Below are 25,229 nucleotides of genomic sequence, written 5' to 3'. Positions count from 1 at the left end.
CGATGGCCAACGCGCTCCGCCTCTACATGCACTATCTCAGCCAATCTATCCGCAGCCAAATGCAATATCGCGCATCATTCATCATGCTCTCATTTGGACATTTCCTCACCACCGGCATCGAATTTCTCGCCATTGCCTCCCTCTTCGCGCGATTCAAACACATCCAGGGTTGGGCCCTCCCCGAAGTGGCCTTTCTCTACGGCCTCATCAACATCTCCTTCGCCTTTGCCGACGCTGCCTCGCGCGGCTTTGACATATTCGGCACCATGGTCAAAAGCGGCGACTTCGACCGCCTCTTACTTCGCCCCCGCAGCACCGCCCTGCAACTCGCGGGCTATGAACTCACCCTCCGCCGCGTTGGCCGTCTGCTCCAGGGCATCGCTGTCTTCTCCTGGGCAAGCTACACCCTCGACATCGCGTGGTCTGTACCAAAAATCTATCTCGTCTTTACCGCCATATTTGGCGGTGCTTGCCTCTTTATCGGCCTCATGGTCATTCAAGCCACCATCGCGTTTTGGACCACCGAATCTCTCGAACTCATGAACACCATGACCTATGGCGGTGTAGAGACCGCACAGTACCCTTTGCCCATCTACCGCATCTGGTTTCGCAAATTTTTTACTTACATCATACCCCTCGCGTGTGTAAATTACCTACCGGCATTGGCAATCCTCGAACGCGGCGACCCCATGGGCTTGCCCGCGATCTTGCAGTGGGTCGCACCCATGATTTGCATTATATTTCTCATTATTACTCTCCAAATATGGAAAATCGGTGTGCGTCATTATCGCTCCACCGGAAGTTAAATACAACGAATAGACGAATAGACGAACCCCACCCAACCACCTAAAGTTGTTACAAACTCCGCCGTTGATTCGTAGATTCGCTGATTCGTAGATTCGCAAAAGAGGTTTTCTTTGAACAACACCACCTTATTCGACGCCGCGTATGCAAACCGCAAACGCCCGCTCCTCGAAAAAGTAATCGAGCAAATTCGACCGATTTACACAGCAGAAGAACTTGCCGCTCTGCGCATTGACCCCATCAACCGCGGGATTCTCTCGCAGCGTTCGGGTCGCGGTTTTGTCAACCGCGACCTGCTCGAAACCGTCCTCGGCAACATGCTCGAATGCGTCGCACCAGGCTCCCACAATGCGTCCCAGGCCGCGCAGGCGACCCTGACTGAAAACATCGAAGAAATTGCCGACCAGCTCTACGCCATGATCTACCAATCGCTTCAAGCTGCACAGGACGAAAACGGTCCGATAGAAGACGCCGCACTCCAATCGGCCTTCGCGCTCATTTCTCGACTGCCCCAACTCAAAACCCGCGCACTCTGGAACCGCTTTGCCTCGCTCAAAGACCCCGCCGTGTGGGATGCGTATTCACGCAAATTACACAATCTGGATGACAGCGACCTCGCCGCTCTCACATTTGCACCCGTCATAGACAAAGCCATTGAAGCGCGCGACTTTGATCTCTACGAAGCATTCCTCGCCGAAAAGGGTCTGCAATCTGTCTTCGCATATCAGATGCAACTCGTCGCCAGTGCCTATCCCGGATGGCGCGTCCTGTTTTATCACGACATCGCCAATGCCCTCACGCAAACCGGCGTGGTCGAAAATTTTAACTGCACGCCCATCCCCCTCCTGCCCCGTGCCATTTCAGAACTCGGCGGGCGCTATTATCAGGCCGACCTACACCCGGAAACCACCATTGCAGACGCCAACTTTCTCGAACACCCGCACCGCGGCCTCACAACCGGTCAAACAGGTGTCATAGGCTACGGGTGCATCATCTATCCCTGCACACTCGGTGGACTGACAGGAAGAGCGCGGCAACGACATCCCACCATTGGCAATTTCGTAAGAATTGGCACAGACGCCACCTTGCTCGGACCCGTCGTCATTGGCGACCGCTCCACAATTGGCAGTGGCACAGACATCTACGGCTTTGTCGAAACGGGCACCGGCTGTCAAATCGCATCGTCGGTCGTACTCGGCACCGTGCGCTCTGGTTCCCGAGACCCGGGAAAAATCATCCTTGGAGATCACGTGCGCGTGGGCGACGGCACAATCGTTGAAAACAGTACCGAACTGGATCTCATCATTCCCGAAAAATCTGAAATCCCCGCTCGATCACACATCGTCAACGACGGCTTTGGCAATCCCAAATACGCGAGAGAGTAAAAACAATCATCCCGTATCCTCAAACGGCATCACCGCTGAAGCCTCATCAGAAGCATCAAAAGAAAGCACCCGATCGTACAGCGTTGGCCCATACAACTCGCGATAATACGCGAACAAATACTCATTGCAATAGCCCGCCCACTTGCCCCATCGCGCCTCACCCCACTGGCATATCTTCGCATCTGAACCCGTTACACCGTACCATTCTCGGGCAAATTTTCGCACCCAGGTATCAACGGGAACAGCATAGAGCCGATCCAGTGCAAACAAATCGATACACCGCGCCACCTTAATACCAACCCCACTACCGGGTAACGCGTACAAATCATCAGAAATACACCGCCAGATATCCAAATCCGCCCCATCGCTCACCGACCTGGCGATAAACTGCGCGGTTTCAGCCACCCGCTCCGAACGCCAGCCAAAACGGTAACGCCTGTAAAATCCGCTGTCCAACTCAGACAGGGCCTCCGGTTCTGGAAATGTCCAGTAAGTCTCGCCCTCAAAAACCCGTCTCTCACCCAGCGTTCTCGCAATAAATCCGATCCGCTTTTTGGTCAACGACATATGTGCTTGAACCGAGAGAACATAAGAAATAATACACTCGAATGGATCCTGGCGGACAAATTGCAACCCCTTCAACAAATCCCGCGCCCTTCGCAAATAGGTATCCCCTCGCGGCACTCTGATCCCGGGCATGAGATCCAACCTTAAATACCATCTCAAAAAATCATCAATCGCCATCTCGCCGCAGTATGTAGCTACCCGCTCAGACGACGCGCGATATTGGATCTGGTCTCCCATTTGCCTCAGATGCACAACCACGCCATAAGCAATACCCTTCCACCAACCATCGACATCTCGCCCCCACCTAAACACCTGTCCCGACCCCAGTGTCAATCCTATATTAACCGATGTGCTATCAAGTACACCCTCAAAACAATGCATTGCCATGATCTAATCCTCTCCATGCGATATATATTGACAAAAACAAAAGTTTCCTTATGATAGGCGCAGTCAGCAGTCAGCTTCATTCAGGAGATCGAGAATGATTACCCACTCGCCATGGCATTACTTTGCACTCTGCCTTGCGCTTATGACAGCTTGTGCTTCTGCGCCTCGCGTACAACAATCCCCCGTCCAGCCACCACAAACTTATCAGACAGAAACCGCCACAACAACACCTGCTGACACCCTCTGGTGGGCGACATTTAACGATAGCGGTCTCGACAGCTTAATCGCGCAAGCACTCGCATACAACCACAACCTGCACGCTGCTGCAGCGCGTCTCAAAGCCGCACGCGCACAGGCCAAAATGGCTGGCGCACCCCTGTACCCGCAACTCAGCGCGGGATCATCGGGATTGAGACGCAAACAAAACTTCATCGGATTTCCCATCCCCGGTCAGGCGCCTGGAGAGGTACTCTCAAACACCAACACCACCTATGGCGTTTCCATCAATGCCGCGTGGGAAATCGACCTCTGGGGACGGCTCGGCGCAAGTGCTGCGGCTGCACAGGCCACCTATCAGGCAACACAGGCCATGTACCGGGGCGCGCGCATGTCACTGGCGGCACAAACCGCCAAAGCGTGGTTTGCCACCATCGAAGCCAGGCGCCAACTCGAACTCGCACAGGCAACATACGAAAACAGCCTCACCAGCCACAAACAAGTACGAACGCGCTACGAACGCGGGGTGCGCCCCTCGCTCGACATGCGCCAGAGCCAATCTGAACTCGCGCTATCACAAGACCGCCTGCACCAGCGCGAACAACGCTATGAAATGGCCATTCGCCAACTCGAAGTGCTCATCGGGCGCTATCCCTCAGGCACATTCGCCATTGCCGACGACCTTCCCCAGGTACCACAGCCAGTGCCCGCGGGCCTTCCGGCAGATCTCATTTCCCGACGCCCCGACCTCATTGCAGTAGAACGCCAATTTGCTGCGTCTCAGGCCAATCACAAAGCCGCCAAACGCCTGCGTTATCCACGCATCAGCCTGACCGCTTCGGGCGGAACCAGCAGCGACGCATTGGACAATCTGCTCAATGGAGACTTCAGCGTGTGGAGCCTGATCGCCAACCTCACACAACCCCTCTTCCAGGGCGGGCGCATACAGGGCAATATCGATCTGGCCAGGTCCAGAGAAACCGAAGCCGCCGCAATATTTGCCCAAACCGTTTTGCAAGCATATAGCGAAGTTGAAAATGCACTCTCATCAGAAGCACATCTGGCAAAACGCCAGACCGCTCTGGAAACCGCCGCTGAACAGGCGAGTGAAGCACGCCGACTGGCAGAAGATAGATATTACAGAGGGCTTATAGACCTCTTGACCGTGCTTCAAACGCGCAACACGGCTTACCTGGCCGAAAGCCAATTGCTCGTTGTGCGCCAGCAACGACTCCAGACGCGCATTGACCTTCACCTCGCATTGGGCGGCGGATTTCCCAACCGCGAAACCATAACAACACCATAACAGGGAGGACCACACAACTTCACCACGCCACTAATCCAGAGCGGGCGTGGAAAATCTCTTGCTCGCTAAAACCCATAACCCTCATTTTTTGCAACCATCTTTTTTCTGGAGGTAACCCGTGAACAACAACAAGCAAATTATCCTGGTGATTGGCATTGCCGCCATCGCATTGGCCCTTCTTTTATACATCGCGTTTTTGCCCAGCGAAGAGGAAATCATTAAGGAAAGTCCCTACGTTATGCAAATAGAAGAAGAAGCCAAACGCGATGAAGCACTGATAGACTCTCTTAACCATGTAGTTGAGGGATTAAATGTCCGCATCGATTCTGTGCGTGCGCAAATGGACAGTACCAGCAAATCAAATAAAGTTTTGCTGACCACCCTCCACCGCCTTACCAATGAAATGAAAGAGTACAGGCGTCTCACCACCACTCTGCGAGGTGACCTCGAACAAGCCACAGCCTCCCGCGACAGCCTTCGCAACAGCCTATTCGAGCAAACCAGTCGCCTTCAACGCGTAACAGAAGCCCTCGAAAAAGCGCATAATGACCTTCAGGCTACCCGGGAAGATCTTAAGGTCACCCAGGAAGACCTTAAAGTCACCCAGGAAGACCTTAAAGTCACCCAGGAAGACCTTAAGGATGCAGAGGAAATTATCAGTTCAGTCCTCGTCTATATCGGCACGGAAGATAACCTGAAAGAACAGGGATATCTCCATACCTGGCGCAGGATTCGCAAAAACTACAAAATTATAAATTTCCCCGACGTTGACAACACCGACGTTAAAAAAGTTGCCATTGGAGAAAACATTACCGTACAGGGCGAACTCGCCGCCGTATGCGACGACCATGGCAAACTGAGCAAAGACAAAGAATACGCACTCAGCGAGGATAAAGCAGCCAAAACCCTCAGCATCTCCTTTTCCGATCCCTTGCTCGTTGGCCAGCGCATCCTCATAGTGTTGAAAAATTAGATCGCGGCTGTGACTAACTGACGGATTGTGGAATAATATGACGAACTTTCACTACAGAGGCGGGTTGAAAGTCGCAACCCTCCTCTGTTTTTTCTTATCACCGCATTGTCCAGCAGGTGTCGAGGCAGATACAGCGCGCCCGGGGTATCAGGTGGTCAGTCGGGCAGAAGTAATAGAGGCGATGCGGCAATGTGACAATTACGACCCGACAGCAACGACCAATAGCGCGCGGTTTCAGGCGGATGTGGTGTGTTATCTCGCGCGGAAGGCAAGCGCGCGCGACCCACAGGGACTGCCGCTATTTATCGGGTATGAGGACTGGTTTCGGGCATTTATGGAAGTACTCGCACGCACGGAAGACGCGATGCCCCAGTACGCGCAGTTATCCTATCAATACAAACAGGATACAGAAATAGATTATCGGGTAGATCGCGTCATCCGAGAGGTAAAAGAAGCCCCAACGCCAGAACTGGCAACAAATGTGAGAGTTTGGTGGGAGGACCAGCCCGGCAAGCTGGATCGGTATTCGTACAGGGATACGCTTTCGTCGCCAAAATTGAGATTAACCAATTACCAGGTGATATCCTATCGGTTGCTGGATTTTGGAAATTGGATTGTCTATGATGAGTTCGACGGCGTTACAGCGCGCCCAACATCCGGCGTACTGGGTTTTCTTTTTCGGTTTATCGGCGAAAGCCACATTTTACAGACTCGCATAGCAATTTCAAAAGACGGCCTCCAGATCTTGCGAGCCACAGCAAAAAAGGGATTCATAGAAAAGACGACCACCGTGACGGTGTATCCCGATGGAACAATGGAGAAAGATATCCCACCCGACCGACCCGATCTCATAGAACTGGAAAAGCGGATCATGCAGCCACTGGAAATTGATTATGTGAAAGTTACCTGGCGATAGATGATGGCTATCTCGGCTGTGACAAACTGATGGATTAAGGGATAACATGACGGGCTTTCACTATATTGGAGGGTTGAGAATCGCAACCCTCCTTTGTTTTTTCTTTACACTGGATCGGCCAGAATGTGCAGACGATGTGCGTCCGGGGTATCAGGTGGTGAGTCGGGCAGAGATCGTAGAAGCGATGCGGCAATATGATAATTACGATCCGACAGCGACGACCAATGGTGCGCGGTTTCAGGGAGAAATGGTACTTTATCTCGCACAGAAAGCAAGCGCGCGCAATCCTCAAGGACTGCCGCTATTTATCGGGTATGAGGACTGGTTTCAGGCATTTATGGAAGTGACCGCACGCGCGGAAGACGCGATGCCTCAGTACGCGCAACTACTCTATCAATATGAACAGAATATAGAAATAGAATATCGAATAGATCGCGTCATTCGAGAGGTAAAAGAAGCCCCAGCGCCAGAACTGGCAGTGACTGTACGAATCTGGTGGAAGGACCAGCCCGGCAAGCCGGATCGGTATTCGTACATGGATACGCTCTCGACGCCGAATCTCAAAGTAACCAATCAGCGGGTGATGGCCTGTCGATTGCTGGATTTTGGAAATTGGGTTGCTTTTGACGAAATGGAAGGGTTTACAGGCCGTCCAACATCCGGCATCCTGGGTTTTCTTTTTCACATTATCGGCGAGGCACGCGTTTTACAGACTCGCATGGCAATTTCAAAAGATGGCCTCCAGATCTCTCGAGTAACAGCCAGAAAGGGATTCCTGGAAAGGATAGTCACAGTGACCGTGTATCCCGATGGAAAGATGGAGATAGATGTCCCACCCGACCGGCCCGATCTCATAGAATTAGAAAAACGAATCACCCAGCCACTGGAAATTGAGTATGCGGAGTTATCGGGCGATAGATGATGGCTATCTCGGCTGTGACAAACTGATGGATTAAGGGATAATATGACGGGCTTTCACTACATTGGAGGGCTGAGAATCGCAACCCTCCTTTGTTTTTTCTTTACGCTGGATCAACCAGCGTATATCGAAGCAGACGGCGTGCGTCCAGAATATCAGGTCGTAAGCCGAACAGAGATCGTAGAGGCGATGCGGCAATGTGACAATTACGACCCGACAGCGACGACCAATGGTGCGCGATTTCAGGGAGAGATGATACTTTATCTCGCACAGAAGGCAAGGGCGCGCGATCCGCAGGGGCTGCCGCTATTTATTGGGTACGAAAACTGGTTTCAGGCATTTATGGAAGTGACCGCACGCGCAGAAGACGCGATGCCTCAGTACGCGCAGTTATCCTATCAATACAAACAGAATACGGAAGTAGATTATCGGGTAGATCGGGTCATCCGCGAGATCGTAGAAGCCCCAACGCCAGAACTGGCAGTAAATGTGCGAATCTGGTGGGAATACCAGCCCGGCAAGCCGGACCGGTATTCGTACATGGATACGCTCTCGACCCCACATCTCAAAGTAACCAATCGGCGGGTGATGACCTATCGCCTGCTGGATTTTGGAAATTGGGTTGCCTATGACGAGATCAAAGGGCTTACAGGCCGCCCAACATCCGGCATCCTGGGCTTTCTTTTTCGCATTATCGGCGAAGGACACATTTTACAGACTCGCATGGCAATTTCAAAAGACGGCCTCCAGTTCAATCGCGCGACAGCCAAAAAGGGATTCATCAAAAGGATAGACACAGTAACCGTGTATCCCGATGGAAAGATGGAAAAAGATATCCCACCCGACCGACCCGACCTCCTGGAAATTGCTAAACGAATCACCCAGCCACTGGAAATTGAGTATGCGAAGTTATCGGGTGAGAGATGACCGATCCAGATAAACATATTCGTGCTGCAGCATTCGTCGCCATTGAAAAAATTTCGCGGCAGTGGGGCGGACAAGTTCCCTGGGACGCAATCAGGACAGGTTTCCAGGTGGGCGGCGAAGGTGTGCTGTTCGCCAACAAGGTGACAGGTATCTTCAAGCCGAAGCAGATGAGTGCCGCTCTCAGCATCAAGACGACAGTCCCTCGCACCGGAAGGTCGCGATGGTACCGCGATCAGGATCTCGATTCGAACCTGGACCACGATACCGGCCTGATTCGTTATGACCTCGCACGCGGCGGATCGAATAACCTGACCAACCAAGCACTGTTAGCCGCAAGGCGGCGAGGCGCACCGCTTATCTACTTTATGGGGCTTGCGCCAGCCACGTATCTACCAATATTTCCGATCTGGATCAAAGAGTTCAAGCAGGAAGAAGGATACGTGCTATTGACGACAGACGACTTTGAGATTCCCGGAGTCAGATCATCTAACATAATCCGAGATAGTATTGTAGCTTCCTATTCCCCGACAACAACACGCACCAGAATCCACCAGGCTAAGTTTAGCTTTCGCACCAAAACGGCATACGAATGGAGATGCGCTTTCAGCGGATTACCGGTACGCGAACTGCTGGTCGGTGCCCATATTGTACCCGATGCCGAAGGTGGTCCTCCTTCGATTCAGAATGGGATCTGCATGTCTGCACTGCACCATATCGCCTTCGATTCTCATTTGATCAGTGTTGATCCCGATTTTCGGGTCCATGTGTCGTCGCAGTTGCACAATCAAGAAGATGGCGATCTGTTGGTAGCTCTCAAAGACCTCGATGGAACTGAACTCCGGCTTCCGAGAGAACGGGAAGACTGGCCAAATCGCGATTTTCTGGAGCGTCGATTCGAGTCCTTTCGAAATTCATCCCCATAACCCTACACAGTCTTAGCGATAAGTAGGTGATACTGCATAAGAGATGAATAATTTGATCTTTACACCGAATTTGGATATTATATTTTGAACCGCCCTGCTGGAACAACCGCAAATTAGTACGAAGGAAATCTGGAAAATCAGATATAAGCGAGGAGTGAAAGCGATGTTGAAACGCTTGCAGATACGAAATTTTCGCGGCTTCAACGCACTCAAAATTGACCAATTGAGCGGCATTAACCTCATTGCCGGAAAAAATAATTCCGGCAAGACCAGTTTACTCGAAGCAATCTTTCTGCTGGCTGGAGCCGGAAACGCACAAATGGCAATAAATAACAATATTATTAGAGGCCTAAAACCAAGCGAAATTTCGACTGGTAATCCTTTCTGGAAACAACTCTTTTCCAATCTGGACATGGGACGTGCTATTGAGATCAAAGGAGCTCGACCATCACGCGCTCAATTAACATTGAAGATCTCCTCAGAACCACAGCCTACTGCTGAAATTCCAGTTGATAGTACGAATGGAACTTCAGCCACAAACCTTTTTGATGAACGTTCACTCGTATTTCGATATCGCGGTTCTGCTGCAAGTAAACAGGTTGAAAGCCATATACGTATGAATGAACAAGGGTTTGAGGTCAATCAGCCTGTTATAGATGTCCCCTTTATTGCAATAATTCTCTTGTCTCGAATCAGGAATATCCAAGAAGATGCCATAAGGCTGGGAAAATTGAGACAGCAGAAAAAGGGAGATATGCTCTTAAAAGCACTACAAGTTGTCGAGCCGAGGCTGCAAAGCATCGAGGACAATTCCTCCAGCGGTATACCCTTAATCTGGGGAGACATCGGATTGTCCGAACTGGTACCGCTATCCGTAATGGGCGAAGGCATGACCCAAATTGCCCGCCTTGTTTTGGCCATAGCTTCTGCACCGGATGGTGCCGTTCTGGTAGATGAAGTGGAGAATGGGATTCACCACTCCGTATTACCCGATGTCTGGCGGGTCATTGATGAAGCGGCTAAACAGTCCAGCACACAGATATTTGCGACTACGCATAGTTTTGAATGTATAGAAGCGGCGCATCAAGCCCTTGGCTCTAACGGCTTTCTCCTACACCGCCTCGAAGTCAGTGATGCGGAGAGTAGCTGTGTCACCGTTAAGCCAAATGGAATCAGTGCTGCGATTCGACACGGGCTTGAGGTACGCTAAATATGCCAAAACCAACAGGAATCAAATCGGCAATCCAACTTCTCGTTGAGGGTAATGACCAGCGCAATTTCTTTGAAGCATTTATCGACCATCTATCTCTTGAGAATATCCAGATCCAAAACTTCGGCGGCGTCAGCGAACTACGCGATTTTCTGGAGGGACTTGTAAGCGCGACTGGATTTCGTCAGATCGTCCAGAGTATCGGTATTGTTAGGGATGCAGAAAATTCCGCTGGAAGCGCGTTCCAAAGCGTACAGTCCTCACTGAAGAATGCCGAACTACCTATGCCGGATAGCCCTGCAAAACGTACAGGTATCAGCCCAGCGGTGACGGTGCTAATACTGCCTGGTGATAATCGCTCGGGTATGCTCGAGACGCTACTTTGTGAGAGCTTTTCGGACACTCCAGTGAATCACTGCATTGATGATTTTTTTGTGTGTGTCGAAAATTTGCTAGATGTGTCCATCAAAAACCCACACAAAGCCCGTGCCCATGCTTATTTGACAACGAAACCCGATCCGCATTTTTCTGTAGGCGTAGCAGCAAAGAATGACTATTGGGATTTAGATCACGACGTTTTCGGAAATGTTCGTGATTTTTTACAAAAAATACTATAACGCAGCCCACCTACCCGATCTCCTAAAACTGAAAAAACAAATCACCAGTTACTGGAAATTGATTACGCGAAGTTATCGGGTGATAGATGATGGCTTGAGAGATTGAAATGAATCCCTATGTCAAGCAAGTACGCCCACTCGAAGATTATCAACTGGAATTAATATTTGAGAATGGCGAACAGCGTATATTCGATGTGAAGCCCTATCTAAAACGCGGCGTCTTTGTGCGCCTTCAGAATCGCGCCACCTTCCAGGCGGTTCGTGTAGTAGCAGGTTCCGTGGAGTGGTCAGGCGAGTTAGACCTGAGTTATGACACACTCTATCTGGAGAGCCAGCCAACTGCTATTGCGCCCGAAGTTCTCCAAAGACAATAAGATCAAAGATAAGGAACAGGTTGAGAATTTATCATACAGATACGACCGGCGAATATCCGAATGAGGAGCGCACATCACTCAAGCGCGAAGTTCACAGTCTGCTTGAAGATGCTGGAACCGAAGACTGGGATGGCGAAGGTGCTCTTGCCCTTGCTCTGGAGACAGCAGATCTTGCCCAGAAACTGATTGACGAATTTCCGCCTCATGTCAGTAGGCCGGATGTGAACGCCACACCACACGGCGAAGTGGATTTCGATTGGGTCATTGACCGGGATGTGATGCTTACTGTCAGCGTTGATCCCGCAAAGAAAATTGCATTCGCCGGGTTGTTTCATGGCGCACGCATGAACGGTTGCGAACCGTGGGAAGGCATGCTGCCGCAAGTTGTGAATTACTGCTTTGAGCGGCTGCGCGAGGCTCAGGATTTATGACAGCAAAGAGATTAATCAGTCGGATGGTGCAGTAATTACGACGCGCTCAACTTGAATCTCATCGGCCTTCTACAGGGCTTGGGCCAAGTCGTAGGCCGCCTGCATTCGATACCAGGTGATCGCGCTTCCACCAAAGGCTTTGTCCAAGCGAATCGCCATTTCGGGCGATATGCCAGCCTAGCCATTCACTATATTCGATAGTTCCTCGTAGTCAACGCCGAGTTTTCGCGCGGCTTCAGCCACACTCAGCCTGAGTGGCTCCAGGCAATCGTAACGTACTGACAGTCCTGGATGGGGCGGATTCTTCATCGGCATTCTTCTCTTCCTTAGTAGTAGTCAATCATATCCCACTTACAAGTATTCTCTCCTCAAAATATACTCTATCTTCTTCCAGAATCAAAATACCACATACTTGATCGTTGGCCCAAAATATACTATACTTATGTTCAGTGTTTATTTTTTGTTATTCCAAATGGCACACAGGAGAATTGCATGTCGCGCAAAAGCACCATTGAGTGGACCAATAGCACCTGGAACCCGGTCACTGGCTGCACAAAAGTGAGTGCAGGTTGTGATCATTGTTATGCCGAGCGATTATCGGAGCGTTTCCGCGGCGTCAAGGAAAACCCTTTTGAAACGGGTTTTGACCTCACGCTTCGTCCCGAACGCCTTGAGCAACCCAAGCACTGGCGGCGTCCACAACTCATCTTTGTCAATTCGATGAGCGATCTATTCCATAAGGACATACCAACTCAGTACATCCATCGCGTATTTGATACGATGGAGTATGCGGATTGGCACATCTATCAAGTGCTGACCAAACGCAGTTCGCTGATGCGCGATTTTGTCCATCAACGCTATGAGAGCCTATCCGCCCCACCACATATCTGGCTCGGTGTCTCTATCGAAGACGCTGCGGCCATGACACGCCTGCGGCACTTAAAACAAACCAACGCCTCAACGCGCTTTGTTTCATTCGAACCGTTGCTCGGTGCACTTGGTTCGTTGGACCTTACAGATATTCATTGGGTAATCGCTGGAGGTGAGAGCGGACCAGGAGCGCGTCCGGTTAAAGTAGAGTGGCTACGTGAATTACGCGATAAATGTCAGGCGCAACACGTCGCTTTCTTCTTCAAGCAGTGGGGAGGGCGCACGCCCAAGGCTGGTGGCAACACGCTGGACGGGCGACAATGGCAGGAATATCCCGATATAGAGTACGATCAATCCGATGAGACGCGCTCAACCTGAATCTCGTCGGCTTTCTGCATGACTTGGGCTAAGTCATAAGCTGCTTGCATTCGGTACCATGTGATAGCGCTTCCACCAAAGGCTTTATCCAGGCGAATCGCCATCTCGGGCGAAATGCCAGTCCGGCCATTCACGATATCTGATAGTTCTTCATAGTCAACGCCGAGTTTTTGAGCGGCTTCGGCCACACTCAGCCCGAGTGGCTCCAGGCAATCGCAGCGTACTGACAGCCCCGGATGGGGCGGATTCTTCATCGGCATTCTTCTCTTCCTTAGTAGTGGTCAATCAGGTCCACGTTACAAGCATTCTCTCCTTAAAATATACCCTATCTTCTTCTAAAATAAAATACTCCCCCTGCTCGATCTGAAAAAACCGTGAATACTACCCATTTTAACCTATTTATTCACTAAAATTTAGCAATTTATCGTGAATAGATCCCATTTTTACCCATCTATTCACTAAAATTTGACAATTTATCGTGAATAGGGTATTCTAATGATATGGCAAGCACACAACCGATAAAAAACCGCATCCAGGCTCTGAAACGAGAGTACGATATCTTGCGTCAGGGTAAAGAATCGCTACTGTCGATGATTGACGAAGTAGAGGTACCTGAGAGCGTGTACAACTCAAACGCCATTGAAAACTCCACCCTCACCCTCAATGAAACAGAAAAAATCCTGTTGGAGCAGATGTTATCTCGGAATGTATCTGTGCGGGAAGTCTTTGAAGCGAAAAACCTGGCTCGTGTCACAGAATATAAGCGCAACAGAGCGAAAGATAGCGAACTGAATAAAGACCTGATGCTACTTTTGCATCAGATGCTTATCGGCGGCATCAACGATGACATTGCAGGACGCTTTCGACAGCAGGGAGAGTACGTACGAGTGGGCACCCATATTGCGCCAGCACCCGAGCAGGCGGAACGCATGATAGACAACATCCTCGTCGAGTATTCCAGTGATCTCGACACCTATTTCCTGGATAAAATTGCCCGATTTCATCTGGATTTCGAGACCACCCATCCCTTTTGCGACGGCAATGGCCGCATGGGGCGGGTCATTATCAATTTTCAACTCCTTCAACTCGGTCTGCCGCGCCTTATCATCCGCAACTCGGAAAAAGAGACGTACTATAGGGCATTCAGAGACTACGGAGATAGCAGAATGACCAGGACGATGGAAGGGATTCTATCACTGGCCCTCACAGAGTCATTGCACAAACGACTGAGCTATTTGAAGGGAGAGGCAATCATCAAGCTATCGGATTACATCAGACAGAATGGGCTTTCGGCACCCGCTGTCACCAACGCCGCCCGCCGCCAGACCATTCCCGCTTTTCGCGAGAAGGGAGTATGGAAAATCGGCCAAGAATTCATCTACTGAATGCACACTTACGTCGGAACATTTGGCTCTGCCTTGGTCATAACCTCCAGCACAGCGGTTTTGCCCTCTCTATTCGCGGCGAGTGCGCGGTGGATCGCGGGGGCGAGTTCGTCGGGCGTATCCACGCGCTCTGCCTGTGCGCCCAACCCCGCGCTTACCTGCGTGTAATTCCCGCTCAACTCATTGCTCCCAAAACGATCTGAAGCATAGGGCATATGCGAATCGTACTTCGTCATCACCCCATTATTGAGCACAACCGTAAAAATCGGAATCTCTGCTCGAACAGCCGTCTCCAGATCCAGCCCCGCCATCCCAAACGCGGCATCACCCATCAAATTGATCACCTGCTTCTCTGGCGCAGCCAACTTCGCGCCCACTGCCAGGCCCAGACCATATCCGAGTTGCGTTGACTTGCCCCAGCCCAGGTACCCGCGCGGCGACACGGGTTTCCACGTCGGAACGAGTTGATCCCGCGGATAACCTGAATCGTGGGTAATAATCGTATTGCCCACATCCACCGCATTCTCCAACTCTCGAATCACGCGATACGGACTGATCGGAATCTCATCCGACGTAAAATGCGGCTCCCACTGAGCGGCAAACTCCCGGGTCACAGCGGCAACCCGATCCTCGGCATCGTTCTCGCGCCCATTCTCCCCAACCTGTCGCTTAACCTCCTCAATCATCTGCCGCAACACCAGCTTCGCATCCCCCAATGCACCCACAGCAACCTCGAAATCCTTACCCATATCCTCGGCGCAATTCGTCACCTGCCCCAGAGGAACCCCCTCTGGCATCGGCGTGGTAAATGTATTGCGCGTAAAACTCGTACCGATCCCCAGCCCAAAATCCATCGACGCCAAAAACCGCTTAACCATCAACGTATATGTATGTCCCCCAGTACCCAGCGACAGTGGATGCGTCTCTGGAAAAACACTCTTGCCCGCAAGCGTCGTCATCACCGGGACACTGGCCAACTCGGCAAACTCGATCAACTCCTCCGTCGCCTCGGCATACAACACCCCCTGCCCCGCAATAATAACCGGACGAGAAGCTCTGAGAAGATCTGTAATCATATCGCGCACATCTTCAGACGCAGCGGCAGAACGGCGCACCTGAACCGGCGTATAAGCGACATCCTCACCGGGATATTCGGCAGCCATAGCCTCCCTGTGCATCTCCAACAACACGGGACCCAAACGCCCGCTCTTCAACTGCACAACCGCGCGACGCACCATAAGCGGAATATCCTCCACCGCGTATATTTGCGCCGTCCACTTCGTAATATGACGGTAGTTCCGCGCCGCTTCAAACGTGGGATGAATCCCCTGACGCGACAGCGCTTCCCCGCCGGGCAAATGCAACACAGGCACCGAATCTGCAAACGCCTGTGCCACGCCCGCAAATGCATTCTCCGCGCCGGGACCTTGTTGCATCGTAAAAACGCCAAACCTCTTTCCATTGGACACGCGACTAAAACCATCGGCCATATTGACACCCGCGCGCTCCTGACGACAAATAATAGGGGTAATCCCCGCCTTCGCCGACGCTTCAATCAGTGTCTGATGGGGAAATGCCACCAGAAATTCAACACCTTCTGCCTTGAGCACACGCGCCATAGCATCGTAACCAGTCATGGACTTCTCCGTTTTGTGTATTGTGAAAAATAGATAAATTGTTACCTTATGCAGGGTCGGAGCCAAAGATATTCTCATTACGCGAATAATACAATGGGATTTTGAGACGCCACATCATTTAATCTACACCATGCACAACTCTTCAGCGGACATCTGCCCGCTTTGCAAAAGCCAGAACACAACCCACTATCTCCGCGACGCATTCAGAGAATATCTGATCTGTATGAATTGCTCCCTCGTCTTTGTACCCAAAATTTTTCACCTATCGGAAAAAGAGGAAAAACAACGCTACGACCTGCACAGAAATAATCCAGAAGACCCAAAATACAGGGCATTTTTATCGCGAATTTGCAACCCCCTGAAAGCGCGCCTACCCAAACGCGCGCACGGCCTGGATTTTGGATGCGGTCCCGGACCGACATTATCCCTCATGCTTCAAGCAGGCGGACATACCGTCGATATATACGACAAATTTTACGCGCACAACCCCGAAGTCTTACAGCGCGAATACGACTTTGTAACCGCAACAGAAGTCGTCGAACACCTGAGAAATCCCCAACGTGAATTGCAAAGACTATATCGCCTTATCAAACCTGGCGGCATACTCGGCATCATGACCAAACTCGCAATCGACAAACCCGCATTTGAAAACTGGCATTACAAAAGAGACCCAACACACATCTGTTTCTTTTCAAAAACGACATTTGAATGGTTGGGAAACACCTATAAAACAGAAATCGAATTCATCGGAGCCGATGTAATTTTAATTCACAAAACAGGAAAAGGACACAAATGAAAAAATCATTAGACACAAAACTCGCCGACATACGCAGCAACCCCAACAGCGATGCATTCATCATCGCGTATGCCGCTGATCCCGACATGTCAAAAGGGATTGCAACACTCACAGATGCCACACCATCTATACAAGCCTATTACGATGACCTTGTGGATATCACTGAACAGGCAAAAATCGATGTTCTGCTAACCTCTGTCTCCACTATGGACGTCCTGGCACATGAGAAACGGCTCTTTGACACATCACCCGTAACACCTGCCGTGCGCGCCAATGACACAACCGACCTGTGGGATGCAACAGGTGCAGGATACACCTCCCTGCCATCTCGTCCCTTTGCCTCGCCCACAATAGAAGAAGCGCAATACGGCACACTATTGCCCAAACCCGACCAGAAACCAGACATCGACCTCGGCCTGTACTCCATCACATTCAACAACAATCTGGATACAGACTGGCTTTCACTGATGCAGTTCAAAGCCTTCAGAACCGAAGCCACACGCAAAGGCTTCCGGTATTTCCTCGAAGTCTTTAATCCCAATGTAGCGGACTGCGGGCTGAGCGCAGAAGACATCCCCAAATACGTCAATGATCAGATCGCCCGAATGCTCGCTGGCATACCCCGGGCATCGCGACCCGAATTTTTGAAAATCGCCTACAATGGCCCAGAAGCCATGGAAGCCCTCGTCAACTACGATTCCACAGTCGTCGTCGGCATCCTCGGCGGACCAACGAGCACCACTTACGACTCATTCAAACTCATATCCGAAGCCAAAAAACACGGCGCGCGCGTCGCCCTCTTTGGCCGCCGCATCAAAGGTGCCGAAAATCCCAGAGCATTTGTCGAAGTCCTGCGCGACATCGCAGACGGCCTTATCAGCCCGGAAGAAGGGGTCAAAATCTATCACAACGCACTCAACAAACTCGGCATAGCGCCATTGAGAAATTTCGAAGAAGACATGGTACTCTTCACATCAGGACTGGTATAATCACAAGGAAAAATAACATGCGCGTCACGCGGCTACTCGATGCCCCCATCATCACCCCGGATCTGCACCCGAGCATCGGACACAACATCCAGGGACCCTCGCTAATCCGCGTACCCGACTGGGTACCCAAACCACTCGGATCGTACTACCTCTATTTTGCCGACCACAAAGGCAGGTACATCCGCCTCGCATACGCAGATAACCTGCGCGGACCATGGAAAATACATCCACCGGGAACCCTGCAACTCGCCGACTCTCATTTTCCCACGCAACCACTCGCCGCATCAGAAAAAGACATAGCACAAATCAAAGCCCTCTGGCACGAAGAAAAAGGGCCTCAAAAATTGTCTCACGACCTGTTGACAGAAGCCACCACACCGCATATCGCATCGCCAGATGTACACGTCAACCACGCCGACCAAACCATTGTCATGTACTATCACGGCCTTGAAAAACTCGCACATCAAATCAGCCGCGTCGCCACATCCCCCGACGGAATCAACTTCACAGCGCGCCCAGAAACCTTTGCCAAAAGCTATCTCAGAATCTTTCGACACGCGGGTTATGTCTATGGCATGGCAATGCCGGGCCAATTTTATCGCTCAGCTAACGGACTCGCGCACTTTGAAGAAGGCCCATTGCTATTCAACAAAAACATGCGCCACGCAGCGCTATTAAAACGCGAAAATACCCTGTACATATTCTGGACACAGGTAGGAGACGTACCCGAAAGCATATTACTCAGCACCATTGACATATCGGTTGACTGGCAAAACTGGTGTGAAACAGAAAGCGTAGAAATCCTGCGCCCGGAACACCCCTATGAAGGCGCAGACGCACCACTGGAACCCTCTATTCGCAGCGTGGCCTATGGACACGTCAACCAGTTGCGCGACCCGGCAATCTTTGAAGAAAATGGCCACATCTATTTATTATATGCCATCGCAGGAGAAAGCGGCATAGCCATCGCCGAAGTTTCACTATAAATCAAATTATTCATTCACGAGAGGACAATAATGTCAGATTTACGCCCCGATAAACTCCTGGAATACTCCGTCGTCTATACAGACCGCGCACTCAACCACATGTCGCAATCCTTCCAGAGCGTCATGAGAGATATCTCCACCACACTCAAAAAAGTGTATCGCGCCAGCGCGGTCATCGTCGTACCCGGCAGTGGCACATTCGGCATGGAAGCCGTAGCGCGACAATTTGCCACAGACAAAAAATGCCTGGTCATTCGCAATGGATGGTTCAGCTATCGCTGGAGCCAAATCTTCGAAATGGGCGACATCCCATCCCAATCCACAGTCCTCAAAGCGCGGCGCACAGGCGAAGACAAACACGCCCCATTTGCACCGCCACCTATTGAAGAAGTCACAGAAACAATCGCATCGGAAAAACCGGACTTTGTCTTCGCGCCACACGTCGAAACCGCATCCGGGATCATTTTGCCCGACGAATACATCCGTTCCGTAGCAGATGCCATACACGCTGTTGGCGGCCTGCTAATATTGGACTGCATCGCCTCGGGAACAATCTGGGTCGATATGAAAACCTGCGGTGTCGATATCCTGATCAGCGCCCCGCAAAAAGGCTGGAGTGCCGCTGCGTGTTGTGGCCTCGTCATGCTGTCTTCCCCTGCACTGGAAAGAATCGAATCCACAACCAGCACCAGTTTTGCCTGCGACCTGCACAAATGGCTTCAAATTATGGAAGCCTATGAAGGTGGTGGCCATGCGTATCACGCAACCATGCCCACAGACGCCCTCACAGTCTTTCGCAACACAATGAAAGAAACCGAAAATTACGGCTTTGAAAAAATTTGCGCGCAACAACGTGAACTCGGCGACAAAGTGCGGGCACTCCTGACCAGCAAAGGCATAAAAAGCGTAGCCGCAGAGGGATTCCAGGCGCCGGGAGTAGTAGTCAGCTACACCGAAGACCCCGACATACACACCGGCAAAAAATTCATGGACGCGGGCCTTCAAATCGCCGCTGGCGTACCCTTGCAATGCGACGAACCAGAAGATTTTCAAACCTTCCGCCTGGGCCTATTCGGCCTGGACAAACTCCAGAACATCAACCGCACCGTCCAGAAACTCGACGACGCCCTATCCCAAATTCTTTGAAAGGACACCATCATGTACGTAGGCACACAGTACTTCGGCACATCAAAAATAGAAATGGAATTTCTATCCCGCCATGGCGTCACCCATTTTGACGCCACAGTTGATGGCATGGATACCGACACCCTCACGCGGCACAGAGAAGAAGCCGCCGCTTACGGAGTCGAACTCGAAATGATTCACGTCCCCCCAATGGACAGCATCCCCATGGCAAAAGACCCGCAACGCGACCAGGACATCGACCTGTTCTGTCAATACATCGAAAACGCGCACAAAGCCGGACTGCGCGGTCTGAACTACAACTTCTGCGTCTTGCGCGCACCTTCCGGCGGCCTTGTACAGCGCACCGGACGCAGGCCGGGTCGCGGCGGCACAACGTACAGCTCCTTTGTCCTATCCGAATACGACAACGACACCCTCACCGAAGTAGGACGCGTAAGCCGAGAAGAAGCTTTTGAACGAGCCGCGTACTTCCTCGAACGCATCATGCCCGTAGCCGAAGAATACAAAATCCAACTGGCGTGCCACCTCAACGATCCGCCGGCACCTGTCCTAAACGGCGTGGAAAAGTGGAATTATCCCGTATTTGAAGGCCTGAAGCGATTCAGCGAACTGGTTGACAGCTCCTATCACGGATTCAATTTCTGCTGTGGCGTAGCCGCCGAAGGACTGGAAAACCCGGCCGAAGAACTCCCGCCCATCATCAAATATTTCGCAGAAAGAAAAAAAATCTTCAACGTACACTTCAGAAACATCCGCGGAGGCCTGCACGACTTTTGCGAAACCTGGCCAGATGAAGGCGACGTCAACATGTACGAAATCGTAAAAGCTTTACACCAGGCAGGCTATCCCTACATGCTCATGCCCGACCACGCCCCCCGCCACCCCGACGACACAGCTCCCGAAGGCGTCTCGAGCCGCGTAACCCAGGCGTGGGCATTCCAATTTGGGTACATCATCGCATTGATACAGGCAGTCGAAAACGAGAGTAAATAAAAACAGGAGAATACATGGCAATTGTACAACCCACCCCCGATCACGTATTGGACAACGCAACGCGAGAAGCACTCAAGCGCGTGAACACAACCGCTGTAGTCGATGTACTCGCTCGCAATGGGTATGACGCGCGATACACCTACATGCCCAATCTGCAAACCATGAACCCCGGGGAACGACTGGTCGCCAGAGCCATCACCGTGCGCTTTGTGCCCTCGCGTCCCGATGCAGACGAAGAAAAACCAGACGGCGAAGAATCCCCTGAATACGCCGCCTTTGAACTCGCCGGTCCGGGCGACGTCATCGTCATGGAATCCATGCGCACCAAACTGATGTCCATTGGCGGAGACATCAAATTTCTTCGCTTAAAACAGCGGGGCGTAGATGGACTGATATGCGATGGCGGCATCCGCGACATGCACACCGTCAAAGACTACGGCGTCATGTTGTGGGGATATGGCAAAACATCAAACCTCGGCACCCGCGTTGGAACGCCATATTCGACCAATGACTGGGTACAGGTCGATGGCGTCCTCGTCAGACCGGGAGACTACATCGTAGCCGACGACGACGGCGTAGTCGTCATCCCGCGCAAAGTCGCGCCAGAAATGGCTCAAAAAGCGATAGAATACGACGACCTCGAAGAATGGATCAGAAGACGTCTGGACACGGAAAACCTCTCCCCTGGCAAATACTATCCGCCAGATGAAGAAACATTCGAACTATATCGCAAATGGAAGCAGGGATTATGATCGAGATTCGTCGGGGGCGACGACAGGATGCCCCCTACATCGTGGATTTTCAAATCCGAATGGCAAAAGAAGCGGAAGATCTTACACTGGATCAACCAACCGTTGAAAAAGGCGTACAGGCCATCTTTGACGACCCGCACAAAGGGGCGTATTGGATTGCAGAATTAGACGGAGAAGTAGCTGGCTGCCTGCTCACCGTCCCCGAATGGAGTGACTGGCGCAACGGAACCGTATTGTGGATCCATTCGGTCTATGTAATCCCCAGCGCACGGCGGCGCGGCGTTTTCAGGATGATGTATGAAAACTTAAAAACCAGAGTCGAACAATCCGCCGACCTGCGTGGACTCCGGCTTTATGTCGAACGGGAAAACGAAAGGGCGCAAAAAACTTATAACGCAATGGGGATGGACGGCAACCACTACAAAATGTTTGAGTGGATGAAAGAGGGATGGTAAAACTCACGCTTAAAAAAATCAAAACTTTCCAAAATACGCAATGCGAAGCTCCCGATCGGGGTGTGGATTTTGCATGCCATTGCGGAAAATATTCTTCAAATCAAATTCCAGAGCAAATGTCTCAGACAGCGTCCATCTGATACCGGCGTTAAAAAATCCCTTTCCAGAACCCAGGCTATTGTCCGAATTATCGTTCAATCCAAAATCGTATTCCGCCAGCACCATCACATATTTCCCAAGCCCTGTATCTACCCCGACATAACCCGTAAAATCATCATCGCCATCGCCATCTTCAAAACTTCGGTTCGCCCCAGCGTGAAGACCCGTATGCCCCAAAGGCAACTTGAAATTTTTGCTGGCAACGGCATAAATCCCCTTGGACTTGCGGGTATAGCGCTTCAACTCATCATCGAACATCCCGTATCCCTGCGATGTATAACCCACTGCCAGAGCCGGAATTGTATATCCCTCTTCAATCACCCGCACGCGGCCTGAAAATTCGATCCTCGGATTTAAATTCACCGCCTCATTGCCCAAAAGATCACTACCGCCAAAAGACACCCCAACCATACCCCGACTGAACAAACCGACCCATACGCCGCCCAAAATCCCATCGCCTCCATAAAACCGAAGATCCAGGCCCAAACTGCGGCCGGGCAACAAACCTGCCGTAGGGGCTTCGACCAATTGCCGAGGCTGTAAGTCTTGCTGTCCCCAGACCGGTACAAATACCATAACGCAAACACACATAGCAAGCGTACAGTGCGTAAACCAACACACCCAAATGGGCCTGCGATTATATTTTTTTTGGAACACGTCACTCCCTCCCGGTCTGACCGAATGACGCTACGATTCAATCGTCAGATTCCGAACCATCTCCCCCGCATGGGCAAAATGCACATCAATGGCATGGTCGGGAATCAAATCACCCCCCAAATCTGCCCACTCAATCAAACACACACCCTCGCCGTAAAACAAATCGTCACACCCAATCTCATAGAGTTCATCGGGACTGCCCAACCGATAGAGATCAAAGTGATACACCGGCATCGGCTTTCCATCGGGCGAAAACCCCGCGTATTCATTGACGATGACAAAAGTCGGACTCGTCACATAATCGGTCACATTCAAGCCCGCGCAAACACCCTGTACAAAACAGGTCTTCCCGCTACCCAAATCTCCTGTAAGCGCAACGCAGTCGCCTGGCTCGAGCCTCGCTGCGAGATCGCGTCCAAACCCATGTGTTTGATCGGGTGACGAAGATACCTGTGTAATCGTCCTATCTGACATAGTACCCAATCATTTCCCGCGCATAATGGCAACCGGCAAAATACACTCTTCGAGAGAAATCCCCCCGTGTTGAAAACTATTCGCGTATTTGGCCTGATACTCGTTGAAATTGGTGGGATACACAAAAAAGTAATCTTCTCGACACATAATGTAATTAGTCCCCTGTCCTATACTTGGCAAACCAAAAGCCTCGGGATCTCGAATATGCATCGCGTGGCGGTTATCGCATCGCAAATTTTTGCCGTATTTAAAGCGAATCCCAGTCGAAGTATCCCGATTGCCATAAGCCAGAGAAGCCCGCGTACTCAGCATACAGCCGTGGTCTGTCGTCAGCACCACTGTCGAGTCGGTCTCGGACAGCTTGCGCAACATCTCAAAAAGAGAAGAATGCGAGAACCACGACCGCGTCAAAGACCGATAAGCAGACTCATTGGGCGCCATTTCCTGTAACAATTCGGATTCGGAACGGCCGTGCGTGAGCATATCCAGAAAATTGACCACAACTGCCATAAGCGGAAAAGACCGATAAGAATGCACCTTCTTCGCCAGCCGGTTGCCCTCTGTAATATCCAGTATTTTGACGTAGCGCGTATCCAGATCCAATTCGGGGTCAATTTCTGCGAGTTGTTGATCGAGCAATTGGTGCTCGTGTCGGTTGCGACTCATGTCGTCGTCACGCGCGACTTGCCACTCATCGGGATACATCCCCGCGAGATCAATGGGAAAAAGGCCGCTGAAAATAGCATTGCGGGAATACGGCGTCGCAGTGGGCAAAATAGAATAGTGGTAGTGTTGCTCAATATCAAAAATATCGGACAACAACGGCAAAATGGCAAACCAGTGATCCAATCGCATACAATCGACCACCACAAAAAACACCTGTTGCCCATCTTGCATACAGGGCGCGACAAATTCGGATACAATATCTACAGAAAGCGTGGGCGAATCCTCTTCGTCTTGCACCCACTGGCTATAATTATCCTCGACAAACTTGCCAAACGCCAAATTGCAGGCGCGGCGCAAATCGTCGTGCATCGTGCGCAAGCCCGGATCGTAAAAGCGATCCAATTCCAAATCCCACTCAGACAGGCGAACGTGAAGATTGATCCAATCTCGCCATGAATCGGCCAGTACGAGGGCTTCGCGCAATCTGTTGGATGCAGCGGCATAGTCCAGCCCCATGCGGTCTTTTTGAATTTGACGTGCATCGAGCAATTTTTTACACGCCAGCAAAATCTGACTCGGATTCACGGGCTTGGTCAAATAGTCGTCAATCCGCTGTCCAATAGCCTGTTCCATCAACCGTTCTTCTTCGTTTTTCGTAATCATAATAACCGGAATATGCGGATTGATATCCTTAATCGCCGCCAGGGTTGACAACCCATCTCGTCCAGCCATCATCTCATCGAGCAATACCGCATCAAATCCGCGTCTCTGTACCATGGCAATAGCATCGTCGCCATTGGTCACAGGGGTTATATCATACCCTCGATCCTTGAGAAAAATTTGATGGGGTCGCAACAAATCAATCTCGTCATCTGCCCACAAAATCTGCTTGGCTTCTTGCGTTTGATTCACATGCACCTCTACTTTTGAT

At 51.2% G+C, this 25,229-nt stretch carries 26 protein-coding genes and 2 pseudogenes; 21 read left to right on the top strand and 7 right to left on the bottom strand.

Features of this window, described 5'->3' with window-relative positions; all coding sequences use genetic code 11:
• Positions 1–2: 2 nt before the first annotated feature.
• Both OXH16_22240 and OXH16_22235 read left to right on the top strand, forming a co-directional pair.
• Positions 3–806, top strand: a complete 804-nt coding sequence (locus OXH16_22240; protein MCY3684125.1) for an ABC-2 family transporter protein — start codon at positions 3–5, stop codon at positions 804–806.
• A 111-nt stretch (positions 807–917) separates the two neighbouring features.
• Positions 918–2,189, top strand: a complete 1,272-nt coding sequence (locus OXH16_22235) for a hypothetical protein (protein MCY3684124.1) — start codon at positions 918–920, stop codon at positions 2,187–2,189.
• 6 nt (positions 2,190–2,195) lie between these two features.
• Here OXH16_22235 and OXH16_22230 read toward each other — a convergent pair whose 3' ends face one another.
• On the bottom strand, positions 2,196–3,143 hold the full coding sequence (locus OXH16_22230; GenBank protein MCY3684123.1) for a DNA glycosylase: 948 nt from the start codon (positions 3,141–3,143) through the stop codon (positions 2,196–2,198).
• 94 nt (positions 3,144–3,237) lie between these two features.
• Between OXH16_22230 and OXH16_22225 the strand changes: the two genes are divergently transcribed.
• The 10 genes from OXH16_22225 to OXH16_22180 all read left to right on the top strand — a co-directional run bounded on the left by OXH16_22225 (position 3,238) and on the right by OXH16_22180 (position 11,955).
• Complete coding sequence (locus OXH16_22225; protein ID MCY3684122.1) at positions 3,238–4,665, top strand: TolC family protein; 1,428 nt, start codon at positions 3,238–3,240, stop codon at positions 4,663–4,665.
• A 118-nt stretch (positions 4,666–4,783) separates the two neighbouring features.
• Positions 4,784–5,638 (top strand): hypothetical protein, encoded by an 855-nt coding sequence (locus OXH16_22220; protein ID MCY3684121.1) that lies wholly within the window; start codon positions 4,784–4,786, stop codon positions 5,636–5,638.
• 37 nt (positions 5,639–5,675) lie between these two features.
• Positions 5,676–6,554: a hypothetical protein gene (locus OXH16_22215; GenBank protein MCY3684120.1), complete on the top strand. Its 879-nt coding sequence runs from the start codon at positions 5,676–5,678 to the stop codon at positions 6,552–6,554.
• A 46-nt stretch (positions 6,555–6,600) separates the two neighbouring features.
• Entirely contained in the window at positions 6,601–7,476 is an 876-nt protein-coding gene (locus OXH16_22210) for a hypothetical protein (GenBank protein MCY3684119.1), read from the top strand.
• Between the two features lie 42 nt (positions 7,477–7,518).
• Entirely contained in the window at positions 7,519–8,400 is an 882-nt protein-coding gene (locus tag OXH16_22205) for a hypothetical protein (protein MCY3684118.1), read from the top strand.
• Positions 8,397–9,323, top strand: a complete 927-nt coding sequence (locus OXH16_22200; GenBank protein MCY3684117.1) for an HNH endonuclease — start codon at positions 8,397–8,399, stop codon at positions 9,321–9,323. The genes OXH16_22205 and OXH16_22200 overlap by 4 nt, the downstream gene beginning before the upstream one ends.
• A 163-nt stretch (positions 9,324–9,486) precedes the next feature.
• Entirely contained in the window at positions 9,487–10,533 is a 1,047-nt protein-coding gene (locus tag OXH16_22195) for an AAA family ATPase (GenBank protein MCY3684116.1), read from the top strand.
• Between the two features lie 2 nt (positions 10,534–10,535).
• A complete protein-coding gene (locus OXH16_22190; protein ID MCY3684115.1) occupies positions 10,536–11,150 on the top strand; it encodes a hypothetical protein in 615 nt (204 codons plus the stop codon).
• 107 nt (positions 11,151–11,257) lie between these two features.
• Positions 11,258–11,524: a DUF2442 domain-containing protein gene (locus OXH16_22185; protein ID MCY3684114.1), complete on the top strand. Its 267-nt coding sequence runs from the start codon at positions 11,258–11,260 to the stop codon at positions 11,522–11,524.
• Between the two features lie 20 nt (positions 11,525–11,544).
• The gene (locus tag OXH16_22180) at positions 11,545–11,955 is read left to right on the top strand and encodes a hypothetical protein (GenBank protein MCY3684113.1); all 411 of its coding nucleotides are present in this window, start codon (positions 11,545–11,547) and stop codon (positions 11,953–11,955) included.
• Positions 11,956–12,024: 69 nt separating this feature from the next.
• Here the strand turns inward: OXH16_22180 and OXH16_22175 are convergent.
• Positions 12,025–12,270, bottom strand: a pseudogene (locus OXH16_22175) (HigA family addiction module antitoxin).
• Positions 12,271–12,447: 177 nt separating this feature from the next.
• Here OXH16_22175 and OXH16_22170 point away from each other — a divergent pair.
• On the top strand, positions 12,448–13,203 hold the full coding sequence (locus OXH16_22170; GenBank protein MCY3684112.1) for a phage Gp37/Gp68 family protein: 756 nt from the start codon (positions 12,448–12,450) through the stop codon (positions 13,201–13,203).
• Here the strand turns inward: OXH16_22170 and OXH16_22165 are convergent.
• Positions 13,176–13,466, bottom strand: a pseudogene (locus OXH16_22165) (HigA family addiction module antitoxin). The gene OXH16_22170 and the pseudogene OXH16_22165 sit on opposite strands and share 28 nt — an antisense overlap.
• A gap of 237 nt (positions 13,467–13,703) precedes the next feature.
• Here OXH16_22165 and OXH16_22160 point away from each other — a divergent pair.
• Complete coding sequence (locus tag OXH16_22160; GenBank protein MCY3684111.1) at positions 13,704–14,588, top strand: Fic family protein; 885 nt, start codon at positions 13,704–13,706, stop codon at positions 14,586–14,588.
• 8 nt (positions 14,589–14,596) lie between these two features.
• Here the strand turns inward: OXH16_22160 and OXH16_22155 are convergent, their stop codons facing one another.
• Positions 14,597–16,303, bottom strand: coding sequence for a thiamine pyrophosphate-requiring protein (locus tag OXH16_22155; GenBank protein MCY3684110.1), 1,707 nt, complete (start codon positions 16,301–16,303; stop codon positions 14,597–14,599).
• A 145-nt stretch (positions 16,304–16,448) separates the two neighbouring features.
• Here OXH16_22155 and OXH16_22150 point away from each other — a divergent pair, with 145 nt between their 5' ends.
• The 7 genes from OXH16_22150 to OXH16_22120 are packed head-to-tail and all read left to right on the top strand — an operon-like array spanning position 16,449 to position 22,342.
• Positions 16,449–17,021 carry a class I SAM-dependent methyltransferase gene (locus OXH16_22150; GenBank protein ID MCY3684109.1) on the top strand — a complete coding sequence of 191 codons (573 nt, stop codon included), beginning with the start codon at positions 16,449–16,451 and terminating at the stop codon, positions 17,019–17,021.
• Complete coding sequence (locus OXH16_22145; protein ID MCY3684108.1) at positions 17,018–18,010, top strand: hypothetical protein; 993 nt, start codon at positions 17,018–17,020, stop codon at positions 18,008–18,010. The genes OXH16_22150 and OXH16_22145 overlap by 4 nt, the downstream gene beginning before the upstream one ends.
• 17 nt (positions 18,011–18,027) lie before the next feature.
• Positions 18,028–18,996: a hypothetical protein gene (locus tag OXH16_22140; protein MCY3684107.1), complete on the top strand. Its 969-nt coding sequence runs from the start codon at positions 18,028–18,030 to the stop codon at positions 18,994–18,996.
• Positions 18,997–19,026: 30 nt separating this feature from the next.
• A complete protein-coding gene (locus OXH16_22135) occupies positions 19,027–20,142 on the top strand; it encodes an aminotransferase class V-fold PLP-dependent enzyme (protein ID MCY3684106.1) in 1,116 nt (371 codons plus the stop codon).
• Between the two features lie 12 nt (positions 20,143–20,154).
• Positions 20,155–21,135, top strand: a complete 981-nt coding sequence (locus OXH16_22130; protein ID MCY3684105.1) for a mannonate dehydratase — start codon at positions 20,155–20,157, stop codon at positions 21,133–21,135.
• 14 nt (positions 21,136–21,149) lie between these two features.
• Complete coding sequence (locus OXH16_22125; protein MCY3684104.1) at positions 21,150–21,887, top strand: hypothetical protein; 738 nt, start codon at positions 21,150–21,152, stop codon at positions 21,885–21,887.
• Positions 21,884–22,342 carry a GNAT family N-acetyltransferase gene (locus tag OXH16_22120; GenBank protein ID MCY3684103.1) on the top strand — a complete coding sequence of 153 codons (459 nt, stop codon included), beginning with the start codon at positions 21,884–21,886 and terminating at the stop codon, positions 22,340–22,342. The genes OXH16_22125 and OXH16_22120 overlap by 4 nt, the downstream gene beginning before the upstream one ends.
• Before the next feature lie 18 nt (positions 22,343–22,360).
• Here the strand turns inward: OXH16_22120 and OXH16_22115 are convergent, their stop codons facing one another.
• The 3 genes from OXH16_22115 to OXH16_22105 all read right to left on the bottom strand — a co-directional run bounded on the left by OXH16_22115 (position 22,361) and on the right by OXH16_22105 (position 25,210).
• Complete coding sequence (locus OXH16_22115) at positions 22,361–23,077, bottom strand: hypothetical protein (protein ID MCY3684102.1); 717 nt, start codon at positions 23,075–23,077, stop codon at positions 22,361–22,363.
• Positions 23,078–23,188: 111 nt separating this feature from the next.
• On the bottom strand, positions 23,189–23,632 hold the full coding sequence (tsaE, locus tag OXH16_22110; GenBank protein ID MCY3684101.1) for a tRNA (adenosine(37)-N6)-threonylcarbamoyltransferase complex ATPase subunit type 1 TsaE: 444 nt from the start codon (positions 23,630–23,632) through the stop codon (positions 23,189–23,191).
• A gap of 9 nt (positions 23,633–23,641) precedes the next feature.
• The gene (locus OXH16_22105) at positions 23,642–25,210 is read right to left on the bottom strand and encodes a bifunctional response regulator/alkaline phosphatase family protein (GenBank protein ID MCY3684100.1); all 1,569 of its coding nucleotides are present in this window, start codon (positions 25,208–25,210) and stop codon (positions 23,642–23,644) included.
• Positions 25,211–25,229: the final 19 nt, after the last annotated feature.

This window comes from Gemmatimonadota bacterium (genome assembly GCA_026705765.1).
GTDB lineage: Bacteria > Latescibacterota > UBA2968 > UBA2968 > UBA2968 > VXRD01.
This window is presented reverse-complemented; position numbering and strand designations above follow the sequence as displayed.